10 protein-coding genes are annotated in these 11,859 nt (G+C 64.1%); 4 read left to right on the plus strand and 6 right to left on the minus strand.

Translation table 11 applies throughout. The features are described 5' to 3' along the window. Positions 1-23: 23 nt before the first annotated feature. On the minus strand, positions 24-389 hold the full coding sequence (locus Q3C01_RS04220) for a hypothetical protein (RefSeq protein ID WP_458144064.1): 366 nt from the start codon (positions 387-389) through the stop codon (positions 24-26). Between the two features lie 133 nt (positions 390-522). On the opposite strand from Q3C01_RS04220, the gene Q3C01_RS04225 reads away from it, so the two are divergent. Beyond that, on the plus strand, positions 523-870 hold the full coding sequence (locus tag Q3C01_RS04225) for a DUF3088 domain-containing protein (protein ID WP_458144065.1): 348 nt from the start codon (positions 523-525) through the stop codon (positions 868-870). Between the two features lie 128 nt (positions 871-998). After that, positions 999-1,277 (plus strand): hypothetical protein, encoded by a 279-nt coding sequence (locus tag Q3C01_RS04230; protein WP_458144066.1) that lies wholly within the window; start codon positions 999-1,001, stop codon positions 1,275-1,277. A 55-nt stretch (positions 1,278-1,332) separates the two neighbouring features. Here Q3C01_RS04230 and Q3C01_RS04235 read toward each other — a convergent pair whose 3' ends face one another. After that, the gene (locus Q3C01_RS04235) at positions 1,333-1,767 is read right to left on the minus strand and encodes an EVE domain-containing protein (protein WP_458144067.1); all 435 of its coding nucleotides are present in this window, start codon (positions 1,765-1,767) and stop codon (positions 1,333-1,335) included. Positions 1,768-2,060: 293 nt separating this feature from the next. Between Q3C01_RS04235 and Q3C01_RS04240 the strand changes: the two genes are divergently transcribed. Continuing rightward, the gene (locus tag Q3C01_RS04240) at positions 2,061-4,193 is read left to right on the plus strand and encodes a methyl-accepting chemotaxis protein (protein ID WP_458144068.1); all 2,133 of its coding nucleotides are present in this window, start codon (positions 2,061-2,063) and stop codon (positions 4,191-4,193) included. A gap of 413 nt (positions 4,194-4,606) precedes the next feature. Here Q3C01_RS04240 and Q3C01_RS04245 read toward each other — a convergent pair whose 3' ends face one another. From Q3C01_RS04245 to Q3C01_RS04255, 3 genes are read right to left on the minus strand one after another with little or no spacing between them, the layout of a single operon-like run. After that, positions 4,607-5,878 carry a flavin monoamine oxidase family protein gene (locus tag Q3C01_RS04245; protein ID WP_458144069.1) on the minus strand — a complete coding sequence of 424 codons (1,272 nt, stop codon included), beginning with the start codon at positions 5,876-5,878 and terminating at the stop codon, positions 4,607-4,609. A 7-nt stretch (positions 5,879-5,885) separates the two neighbouring features. Further along, positions 5,886-6,596, minus strand: coding sequence for a RibD family protein (locus Q3C01_RS04250; protein WP_458144070.1), 711 nt, complete (start codon positions 6,594-6,596; stop codon positions 5,886-5,888). Positions 6,597-6,615: 19 nt separating this feature from the next. Further along, the gene (locus Q3C01_RS04255) at positions 6,616-7,302 is read right to left on the minus strand and encodes an FABP family protein (protein WP_458144071.1); all 687 of its coding nucleotides are present in this window, start codon (positions 7,300-7,302) and stop codon (positions 6,616-6,618) included. A gap of 212 nt (positions 7,303-7,514) precedes the next feature. Here Q3C01_RS04255 and Q3C01_RS04260 point away from each other — a divergent pair, with 212 nt between their 5' ends. Continuing rightward, entirely contained in the window at positions 7,515-7,985 is a 471-nt protein-coding gene (locus Q3C01_RS04260) for a PaaI family thioesterase (protein ID WP_458144072.1), read from the plus strand. A 586-nt stretch (positions 7,986-8,571) separates the two neighbouring features. Here Q3C01_RS04260 and Q3C01_RS04265 read toward each other — a convergent pair. After that, positions 8,572-11,859 (minus strand): autotransporter outer membrane beta-barrel domain-containing protein (locus Q3C01_RS04265; protein WP_458144073.1); only part of this gene is annotated, 3,288 nt, incomplete at its 5' end.

Consider the following 11,859-nt stretch of genomic DNA (forward strand, 5'->3'; position numbering starts at 1 on the left):
CTTGATCCTCGGCAATGCCGGCGTTACCCCTTCACCTTGCAGGTGACGGGGCCGTTGTCGAGCATGAGTTGGTTGCCGCCGAGATCGGTCACGATCTGTCCGGCATAGACGCCTTTGGCCTTGTCGCGCTGCGCCGAGATCACGACCCGGACGCGACTCTTGTCCGACTCGTCCATGGCGACGACCAACAGATTGTCGTCGCGGAAGCTGAACAGCGTGACCTTTGACGGGTAGTCGAAGTCGATCGGCGGCAGGCCGCCCTGCTTTTTCGGCACCTCGAACGTCAGCTCCTGGTCCTGCGGGTAGGAGCAGGTGATCGACTTCGCGGCCGCGGCGCCCGCATGCAGGATGAACAACGAGGCGATGCAGAGGATGGCGGCGCGCTTCATGACAAAACTCTTGACGCGAATCTTGTGCATCTGTCGCGCCGGGCAGCCAACACGTTCAGACGTTAGCTGCGAATGTGTTGTATGGCTCCCTGCCATAGTATTCTGAGACCTCGGCACCAGGGGCTTGATGTCCATGACCCGCGACCGACTGTTTCTCTTGCGCCCCGGCTTTGCCGATCCGGACTATCCGGGCCGAAACTTCTATTGCTGGCACTGCGCACTGATCGAGGGCGTGTTGACCTCCTTTCCCGATCTCGCCGAAAGACTTGACGTCGAACGCATCGCCTGGCCGCGACCGCGACAGGCCGTCATCGATCTCGTGGGCGAAGCAAATCAATGGCTGCCGCTGCTCGTGCTCGCTGACGGGGCGACATCGCCGCATCAGACCGGCAGCCATCAGGGTCGCGCGTTCATCGCCGACAAGGACAAGATTTTGGCTGCGCTCACCGAGCGGCACGGCTTTCCCGATCCGCATCCGTGATGCCGCGCGTTAAGCTTTGCGGCGATTCTGCGCCGGCATAGCGCCCAGCAAGGCGGCACTTTGTCGCCGGAACGCGCAGGTGACTCATCCCGTTGTATCCTCACACATCAATTGGAGTGAGTGACGGAATGAAGAGTCTCTTTGTGGCGATAGCTGTTGCGGCTGCGGCGCTCGCAGGTTCATCCGCGGCGAACGCCGCGGCCACAACCGCGGCAAAGCCGCATATGCAGGCCGGCCAACCGACCGACATCAGTGCACAAGGCCGGCATCATCACTGGCGCGGCCCGCACCATCATTGGCGACCTCACGGCTACTATCGCCCGTACTATCGCAGCTACGGCCATTATCCGCGGCCACATATCTATCACGGCAGGCCACACGGCTATTACGGCGGCCATCGCTGGTGAGAGGAAAAGCCCGCAGCGATGCGGGCTTTTTGTTGGAATGTCTGTGTCGACGCGTTCAAACCAGCAGCAACGGCCGGCTCGACATCGCCACGTGGCGGATCAGCTCCATGTCCTCAGTCAAAATCTCGAACAGGCCGAGGCGCAGCTTGTAGCCCCAGTTCGGATTGTCGCGCGCAAACGCGAGGCTTTCGAGCAGCGGCCGGATCGGCACCTCGGCGACGTCACTCCATGCGACGTCGCGGCGAAACGGTCGGAAACCGCCGCCCATATCGGCCTGGTAAGGCACGCCCGGCTCGACCACGCCGATCGCGGTGAAGGTCTGGAGCCGATCCTTGCCGCCAAAAGTTTCGGTCGGCGAATAATAGGCGACGTGATCGCCCGGCGAGATCCGGCGCAACGGGCCGCCCTTGCCGTGGCAGACCTGCATGAAGCCGTGCGCTCGGCCAATCCGGACATGCTGGGCCGAGGCGACGGCGATCCAGTTCTTCATGTAATGTCCTCCGACAGACGCCCACCTTTTAGCAGCCGGTCGTGTCAGAATCTGGCAGCAGCCATTCGGCGCCCTGGTTCGGCCCAGCCGCACACGCCGAGAATCAGGATCCGTCAGCCGTCTTTGCTTGGTGGCCGCTTGAGCCGGCGCTTGACGCGATCAGCAGCATCGCGTTCAGGCCCGCCGCAAACACACTTAACGTCTTGGTTGCAATTACTTAAGTAGACTAGCGGCGAGGGTCGGCCGCTGGCCGAGCCTATCGTGAAAACGCCTGGATGAGTTTGGTCCAACCGATGTCACAGCTTCCTTCGCCGCCTGAGCACTCATCCGCAAATCGCTCGAAGCGCGGGGTCAGCCTGCGATGGAAAATCCTGGCCGGCAATCTGATTACGGGCCTCCTCGCCGTGGCCTTCGCCGTTTCGGTCGCCTGGGATGGATGGCGTGATCTGCGCAAGCGGGAGGCGGCCGCGCGCGCGCTCACCGCATTCGAACTGGTGATGAAGGCCAACAGCCTGATTCCGGCCGAGCGTACCGTTTGGTTCGCGGTTACAGGCCCGACGGCCGAAGCGGCTACGTCCGAAAAATTGTCAGCCTTGGACAAAGTGGTCGCCGGCACCGATGCTGCCATCAGCGCGGCCAAGAAGGCCGTTGGCGCGGCGGACCTTCCGGTCGCATCGATTGAGGCTGCCGAGCTTGCCTTGCAACAAACCCGCAGTGCTGGGCGCCAAGCGGCAGTCATGGCCAAGGCGCAACGCCCGCCCAACAGCCAGACCGCGATCGTGGACGGGCTTGCGCGCGCCGTCGACTCCCTCACCGCCGCCACCGGCGAAGTCCTGATCGATCTGTCGCGCACCGGCAGCGACATAGAAAACCTGTTGCCGTCGGCGCAACTCGCGCAGAGCGCACAAGCCATGCGCACCACCAATGGTGCCCGCACGGCGATCCTTGGCCTCTTCGTCCGCAATCAGCCCTTGTCTGCCGCCCAGAACGTCGAGGTCACCGAATTGACCGGCCAGGTCGCGCTGATCTGGCGTCAGATCGAGCAGGGCGTCAGCAATGCCGGCAGCGCGCCGGAGCTCGTTCGCTCGATCGACCAGGTGCGCGCCAAGCTCATGACCGAAGGCGAGCCCCGGTTTCATGAGGTTTCGGCGGCCGCGCGCGAGGGCCGCCCCTCTCCGGCCAATGAAGCCGAGTGGCCCGGCTGGATCGCCGGCACCCTGAACAGCGTGTTGGGCCTGCGCGACGCTGCCCTCGATTTTGCCCACAAAGCCAATGACGCTGCGATCGCTCAGGCGCAGATGCGGCTGAGCTGGGCTCTCGCGGCACTGTTCGTTGTGCTCGCCGCCTCGATCGCCGTGGTGCTCGTAGCGATGCGCCAGGTGATCCGGCCGTTGGCGCGGCTGACCGGGGCGACGCTGCGGCTTGCCGACCGGGAGCTCGGCGTCGAAATCCCGGACGGACATCGCAAGGACGAGATCGGCACCATGGCGAACGCGCTGCAGATCTTCAAGGACGCGCTGATCGCGAAGAAGCTCGCGGACGAAGCGGCTGCACGCGAGGCGGAGGCGCAGATCGAGCGCGGCCGCCGGGCCGACGCCATCACCCGCAATTTCGAGGCCGTGATCGGCGAGATCGTCGGCACGGTGTCGTCGGCGGCGACCGAGCTCGAGGCTTCCGCCGGTACGCTGACTGCGACGGCCAACCGCTCGCAGAAGCTCACCACTGCGGTCGCGGCGGCGTCCGATGAAGCTTCCGTCAACGTGAACTCGGTGGCCACCGCCACCGAGGAGCTCACCTCATCGGTGACCGAGATCAGCCGCCAGGTTCAGGAATCCGCGCGCAGGGCGGGTGAAGCGGTTGAGCAGGCCCACAACACCAACAAGCGCGTCGGGGAGTTGTCGCTTGCTGCAAACCGGATCGGCGACGTCATCGAGTTGATCAACTCTATCGCCAGCCAGACCAATCTCCTGGCGCTGAACGCGACCATCGAAGCCGCGCGCGCCGGCGAAGCCGGCCGCGGCTTCGCCGTGGTCGCGGCGGAGGTGAAGGCGCTGGCGCAGCAAACGGCGAAAGCGACCGAGGAAATCCACCAGCAGATCATGGGTGTCCAGGCGGCGACGAAGGAGTCGGTCGGCGCCATTGGGGAGATCAGCGACACGATCGCGCAACTATCGGAAATCTCCTCAGCGATCGCCGCCGCCGTCGAAGAGCAAGGCGCGGCCACACAGGAAATCGCTCGCAACGTCCAGCAGGCGGCGCTCGGCACCGAGCAGGTATCCGCAAATATCGCCGACGTGCGCGACGGCGCGCGCCAGACCGACTCGGCTTCATCGCAGGTGTTGTCAGCCGCCCAGCTGCTGGCCCGCGACTCCAGCCGCCTCAAACTCGAGGTCGGGAATTTCCTGGAATCGGTGCGCGCAGCCTAGGTTTGATCGGCAACCGCGAACAGCATTCACCTCTCCCCTGCGCGGAGGGCTATCCCTTTTGATGTGAGAGCTTGAGGCGCTAAAGCTTCCACATCGTCATGGCCGGGCTTGTCCCGGCCATCCACGCCTTGCCCCACGGGACCAAGAACGTGGATGCCCGGGACAAGCCCGGGCATGACGACCTCTGGTGAATACCCATATGCGATTGCCCTGCCCTTGCCGGGAGGGGTGAACTGTAGCTTCGGCTCGCACCAATCCAACCAAAAGTCATCATGTCCAACCGAGCTAAAGCGCAATGAGATAAGGATGAATCGTCATCGCGCTTTAGGTTGTTGTTTGCGCATGATCTCCGCGCAAACGCGTTCCGCGTTTGTCGCGAGGGAAAACCGCTTCGCACTTTTCCGGATCATGCTTTAGGCACGCCCCTTCAGGATGATGCCCGCCATCTCCTGCCCGCTCGCCAAAGCCGCCTCGACCGTGCCCATGTCGCGGCCGCGATAGAGAGCTTCGCCGGAGAAGTAGACGGAAATGCCATCGGCGCTTGCGAGGATCGATTGCGCATCGCGCGTTTGTGGCGTGGCCCAGGAATAGGCGCCGCGCGCGAACGGATCGTGGGCCCAGTTGATCGCACGGGCGGCGGCGACCTTTTGCGCGAGGTCATCCGGCGACAGGCCGAAGATGGCGGCGAGCGAAGCGAGCCCAGCCTCGATCAGCTCCGGCTCGGTGAGGCCGGCAAGGCTTTCCGTCCGTGGACCTCCGAACCAGCCGGTGAGCACGGGATGCTCCGCCGGATGCTGCGTCCACCACACCGGGATTTGTTCATCCGAGAGCAGGAAGGTCAGGTCAGTGAGATCGGCCTCCCACCAGCGCCGCTCGAATCGCAGCAGGATTTTGATGACGTTGCCGAAGCCGATATCCGCGGCGGCCGCAGCCCTCTCGCGCGCGGCGGGCGGCAGCGCGATCTCCTCGAGCAGGGGGAGTGGCACGGTGAGGACCGCAACGTCGCCATGATGCACCTCACCGTTGCCGCAACGAACGACGACGCCGCCATCGCTCTCCTCGATAGCTGACACAACGGAGCCAAAATGGATGGCGACGCCTTGGCTGCGGCACTCGGCCTCGAGAAAATCGATAAGCGCGCCATAGCCGCCGACGGGACGGGCCTGCATATGCCGCCCACCATCCATCCATTCATCGCGCAGCGCCAGCGTGCTGGCGCGCGCGGGATCGGCGGCGTCGTAACCTTCGACCATCCGCTCGACGGACTGTCGCAATGACTCGTATTTGGCGTCAGCAAAATATCGACGCAGGAATTCGGAGACGGTCAGGTCGCCCTTCAATTCCCTGACCACCTTGTGAAGCTCGGCCTCGTGCGGATCGTGGCGCGCCTCGCGCGAGAATTTTCCGCCCGCAAAGCTCCATTGCGTACCTTCGATCGTGGACGGCGAAAGCCCGGCCTCGGCGAGCAGGGCGCGCGTGACCGGGGCCTCGCCATGGATGAACTCGGCGCCGCCGGCCGCTGCATATCCGAACTCGGCGGCGGGAAGCGGAAGAATCCGCCCACCACACCTCGCGCGCGCTTCCAGGATCGTCACGCGCCGGCCGGCACGAGCGAGCTCGCGCGCCGCCATCAGGCCGGCCGCGCCGGCACCGACGATGACGATGTGCTCTGACTTGTCCGACATGCCTGCTTTATTGGCCCGCGGCTGTCGGATCATTCTGGAGGAGATAACGCAACAGCAGCACGCCGCCGCCGAGCGGCCGCGTGCTCTCGAGCGTCATCGCGGTGACGGGCGCGCGCTGCTCGCTTTCGGCTTCCCCTGAATCGAACACGATCGGCGCGCCCCTGGCGCCGTCCACGGCCGGACAGAGGATCAGGTTCAGCTCATCGATCAGCCCTGCGCGCAAAAATGCGCCGTTGGCCGCGCCGCCGCCCTCCAGCAGCAGCCGCTTCACGCGAAGCTCGCGACTGAGGATGTCGAGCGCGAGCGAAAGATCGATCTCCGACTTGCCGGCAAAGATGTAGGACACGCCCTCGCCGCGCAGGCCTGCCAGATGCGCATCCGATACGCGCTCGGTCAGCACGACGACAATCGGATCGCCACCGATGTCGGAACGACCCCAGCCGATCTTGCCCTGCGCATCGAGCACGACGCCGTAAGCTTTCGCATCGCGCCGCGCGAGCCAGTTTTCGCGCGGGAAAGTCTCGGTCGTCGTGGTCGGATACGGCTTGCCCTTGGCGAACTCCGAACCGGTGACGCGGCCGATCAGCCAGGCGTCGCCGCCGAGCTCGTCATGGATCCGCTCGAACCAGTCCGCGCCCGCCCCCTTCGGACGCCAGCGGCTGTGATGTACGCGGCCATCGACGCTCGAGGCCATCAGGCAGATGACGTAAGGCTTCATGCGAATCTCCGGGATACTCTCAAGCCGCCGGTCCGCCGCCCTTGACGTGATCCTTGACGTGATCCTTGGCGCGATCGTTCAGGATCACCGCCAGCGGATTGAGCTTTGGCGGCGCGACGAGCTTGAGTGTGTTGCTGTCGTGATGATTGAACGGCGCGCCTCGCACGAAAAGCTCGGTCTGGATCAGATAGGTCCAGCTTCCATCATCGTTGAAGGTAATGTCGCAGCGGTAACTGTCGGTGCGGAAGGCTTGTTCCAAGAAGTCGGTCGAGCAGATCCCGTATGTCGTCTCGCCGCGCTTCGCCGTGACGGAGATCTTCCTGTCATCCGGCCCGGCCTTGCCCGACGCGAGCAGAACCTGGCCGCGCGGAATCGCCAGCGTCTGCATGACCAGCCCGGTCGCCGACTCCCACAACCAGTAGCCGACCTGGTCGTGGAAAGTGATGTCTTCCTCGGGCGTATTGATGTGGATGTGATAGCGCAGCCCATAAAACAGCTGCGGCCCGTTGGCCTGCGGATCGATCGGATCCATCCGGATATGTTCGATGAATGTCCGCCGCTCGGGCCCGTCGGCCTTCGGATTGATGTCGATGCCCTTGTCGGCCTGCCAGACGCCGGCAAGGCGGCGCAGCGGGCCGAGATTGGCGAGGGCGTCCGGGGAGACGTCGTCGGACTCGGTGAAGATGTCAGCGGGGATGGGAAGCATGGGGGGACCTCGCGGGGGGTGCGGGAGCAGCAATAGCATGAGGATAGTGTGCGTGGCTTCAACACGTCCTTCACAAGCGCGAGTGGACGAGGGCCCCACCTAAAGCCGAAAAGGCCAGCGCGGCCAGCGCGTCAGGTTTCGGGTGGCTCTCGCTGACACCTTGCGGTTGGATGTCGTCAGCACAGTCATTGACGAGAGAACCGAAGGTAAACATGGCCGACAGGATCTACGGGACGGTCTGTCCCGAGCGACAAAAGGAGATGACCGGGCTGGAGTTCGTCAAGGGCCTTGCCAGCGGGGCGCTCCCCCTGAACACGATCGCGCAGACCTTGGGCTACGACGTGGTGGAGGCCGAAAACGGTCGGGTCGCCATCACGCTCGAACCAACGGGTGCGCACCTCAATCCATGGGGTACCGTGCATGGCGGTCTCACGGCGACGCTCCTCGATAGCTGCATGGGCCTCGCGATCCAGTCGGTGCTCGAAAGAGGCGTTGGCAGCACGACGCTCGAGTTCAAGATCTCGCTTGTCCGCGCGATCACGCTGGAGACCGGCCAGATCCGAGCCGAGGGCAGAGTCCTGAATTGCGGCCGTCGCGTCGGGACGGCAGAAGGCCGCGTAACCGATACCAAGGGCCGTTTGCTCGCGCACGGCACGACGACCTGCCTGATTTTTCCGAGCTAGCATTGTTGTAGTGCCGGAAGTCGGCCCCGTTGCGCCGGTTTTCAGCTCGGACGTTTCCTGCTCCTCGAGCGAGGAACGAGCGTCTAAAGATTTCGTCTCACACTCTCGAGAAATCGTTCTTTCTCGCCAGGCGCGTAGCCTTGAGAGGCTCCGAAATACGGTTCATTGAAATTATTGTACGGCGCTGCCCGGTAGTGGATCGGCGGCCGAGGCGGCGCGTAGGTCATGCCCTGATTGGGACGAACAATAGCGTGCCCCCGGTGTACGGGATGCGCCGTAGCCGCGTTCGCAGAGCCACACAAGGTGACCAAAAGGCTGGTGACCAAGAGGCTTAAGGCCAAAACAGAACGCATCGCTTGTTCTCCAATCGGCCACGCCGTCCCGGCAGATGGCGGCTTCACGATTGGTCACACCTCTTCAGCCGAAGGTGCGTCGAGCAATAGCTTAGACACTGGCTACGGGGGCGGCGGTTGATCCAGGTCAAAGCATGCCGGGTTAATGGCCCGCAGCCGGACAGATAGGGCTGCGCCGCCTGCCGCAGCACACCAACGAGCTGCATGCGGGTGGTGATGCGATCAGGCACCTGCTACCATGCGTATCGCACCGTTCCCTTTCCGGCATAGGATCTGGTGACTCTGGAAAACTCGCCATCGAAGGTGGCCGCCGCCGACCAGCCGTTCATCCACTTCATCTCCGCGGAGGCCGTAGTCAGCGCCGAGTTGGACGCCTGGGCCGCGCCGTTCACGACGAAGCTTGCACCGGGCAATGCCTGGAAGGTCGCGGAGATGGCGCGGTCGGGGTTGAAATCATGCGCCCACCCGGCTCGGCCGCGCAGCGTCAGGATCGCATCGCCGAGCGCAAATGATTTGTCGCCGCGCAAACCGAGTTCGCCGCGGCTGTCGGTGACATTCCTCGCGCCATAGGCGAGCGCGAAGGTGCTGGCGCCGGAGAGAACGCTTTCCGCATAGGCGGGCAGACCGAAGGTCGTGAACTGTGCGGCGGCGTAGGGCGTCAGGCCGATGCCGCCCATCCACGGCGCGACAAAGCGATAGCCGCCTTCGAGACGGCCCGAGAAAGCGTTGGCATTGAACTCCGCATGCAGGCGATCGATGCCGGCCACGGTACGGTCGGTGCTGACGTCCTGCCAGCCATAGGCCAGCGCCGCGGTGACATAGGCCGCACCGACGGTATGGCGCAAATAAGCGCCGGCCTGGAACAGGTCGGAGCGCCCGCTGCCCAATCCGTTGACGTCGAAATTGGTGCCGCCGCCAGCCAGCGCGAAGCCGGCAAGCGTATCGGGCGAGATGCGATAATCGGCACCGACAGCGGTGCCGTAGATGCGGCTGGTGGCGGTGTTCGATCCGGCGGTGGCGCCGCCATCGGTGGTCTGCCCGCCGCCATAACCTGCCGCCCACACGCTCCAGCGCTGTGCGAAGGATGGCGCCGGTGCCTTTTGATAGATGGCCGCGTAAGCCTCGCGCGCTGCGCCGGTCTTCCCTGGAACCGTGGAACCGTCTTCCGCGAATTGGGATGCGCCGTTCGAGGACGAAACCGGATCGCCGCGCTCGCCCATGAAGGGATCGGTCATCACGCCCATGAACTGGGTCATCGCGTTGAAAGTGGCCTGCTGTGAGCCCGTTGCGGACTGCCCGGACGCTTGCGTCAGGCCCGACGCGGACAGCGCGCTGTACACCATCGGAATGCCGCCGGTGCTGTTGAAGTAGTTGGTGAGCGCGTTGCCGACGTTCTGCGCATTGCCGTTGAGGCCGGTCGGGATCGCGAAATTCAGCAGCAGGTTGAGATAGGCATGGGTCGAATCGTAGCTCAGCGTTGCGTGGAAGTTCGTCGGCAGGTTGGTGTTCGCGACCGAATTGAACGTGCCGCTGACGCCGCCCGTGGCAGTCAGGATGGTGTATTGCTTCGCCACATAGCTACCGTTGGCGTAGACTGCATTCACAGTGGCGCTGCCGAGCGTCGCCGTGCCCGACACGTTTGCGAACGAGGCGGTCGAAGGATCGATCTGCACCGGGTAGACTGCGCCGGAAGCCAACGCCAGGCTTCCGGTCACCGTGGTCGAGGTGCCCGCCAGACCGGTGCCGGGCGCAAAGGTGCCGCCGCTGGCGACCGAGAGGTTGGCCACGGTGCCGTTGCCGGTCAGCGCGCCACCCGTGATCGTGACCGGGCCATTGATCGTGCCGGTGTTGTTGGTGACCCCGGCGGTATTGGTGAGGCCTCCGTTCAGCGTTCCCGCGTTGTTGGTCGTGCCGCTGTTGGTCAGGAGGCCCGATACCGTTGCGCCGGCACTGTTGTTGAACGTGCCGGCGTTGTTGACCGTGCCGGTCCAGGTCAGATTGTTGGTGATGGTCCCACTGTTGGAAACGACGTTGCCGGTCCAAATCGAATTGTTGGTGATGCTGCCGGTATTGGCGGCGACGTTGGCGACATAGGTGCCGCTGTTGCTCACGCTGCCCGCATTGTTGAGATCGTCGGTCACGCTGCCACCAGCGGCGACCGTGATCGATCCGCCGGCGCTGTTGGTGATGCCGCCGATGGTCGCGATCAACTGCCCACCATTGGCGACGGTGATGACACCGCTATTGGTCAGCAATCCCTGCAACGTGTAGCTGCCGGTGGCGCCGATCGCCAATGTCGCGCCGTTGGCATTGGCGAGTGTCGAATCGCTGGTCACGGTCCCGCCGACATTGAATGTGCCGCCGGCGAGGTTGATGATCGCGCCATTGACGGTACCGCCATTGGCGTTGACGGTCGCGCTGTTGGTGAGGCCGCCCCTGATGGTGCCTGACGTCGTCAGCGTGCCGCCGGTCACCGCGGCGCCGCCGTTGAGCTGGCCGTTGTTGGTCGTCGTTCCCGCGGTGTTGGTGAGCAGGCCGGATACCGTGCCGCCGGCGTTATTGTTGAACGTCGCGGCATTGCTGACCACGCCGGTGATGGTCGCGCTATTGTCGACCGTGCCGGTGCTGGAGATGTCGACGGTACCGGCAATCAGGTTGTTGTTGGTGAGTGTGCCGGCGGTCACTGTCGCGCCGCCGTTGAGCTGGCCGGCATTGGTCGTCGTGCCGACGGTGTTGGTGATCAGGCCGGATACCGTGCCGTTCGTATTGTTGTTGAACGTCGCGGCATTGTTGACCATGCCGGTGACGGTCGCATTATTGTCGACGGTACCGGTGCCGGAAATCGCCACCGTTCCGGCAATCAGATTGTTGTTGACGACCGAGCCGCCGGTGACGGTGGCGCCGCCGTTGAGCTGCCCATAGTTGGCGGTCGTTCCGGCGGTGTTGGTCAGCAGGCCGGATACCGTGCCACCCGCGTTGTTGTTGAACGTCGCTGCATTGTTGACCACGCCAGTGATGGTCGCGTTATTATCGACGGTGCCGGTGACGGAAATGTCGACGGGACCGACAATCACATTGTTGTTGACGACCGAGCCGCCGGTGACGGTGGCGCCGCCGATGAGCCCCCCATAGTTGGTCGTCGTGCCCGCGGTGTTGGTCAGCAGGCCGGATACCGTGCCGACGGCGTTGTTGTTGAACGTCGCGGCATTGTAGACCACGCCGGTGATGGTCCCGTTATTGTCGACGGTGCCGGTGCCGGAAATCGCCACCGTTCCGACAATCAGGTCGTTGTTGGTGAGTGTACCGCCGGTGACGCTGGCGCCGCCGTTGAGTTGCCCATAGTTGGACGCCCCGCCAGCGGTGTTGGTGAACAGGCCCGATACCGTGCGGTTGTTGTAGAAGGTTGCGGCATTGTTGACCGCGCCGGTGATGGCCCCGTTATTTTCGACGGTGCCGGTGCCGGAAATCGCCACCGTTCCGACAATCAGGTCGTTGTTGGTGAGTGTACCGCCGGTGACGCT

It is taken from the genome of Bradyrhizobium sp. UFLA05-109, from assembly GCF_054185165.1.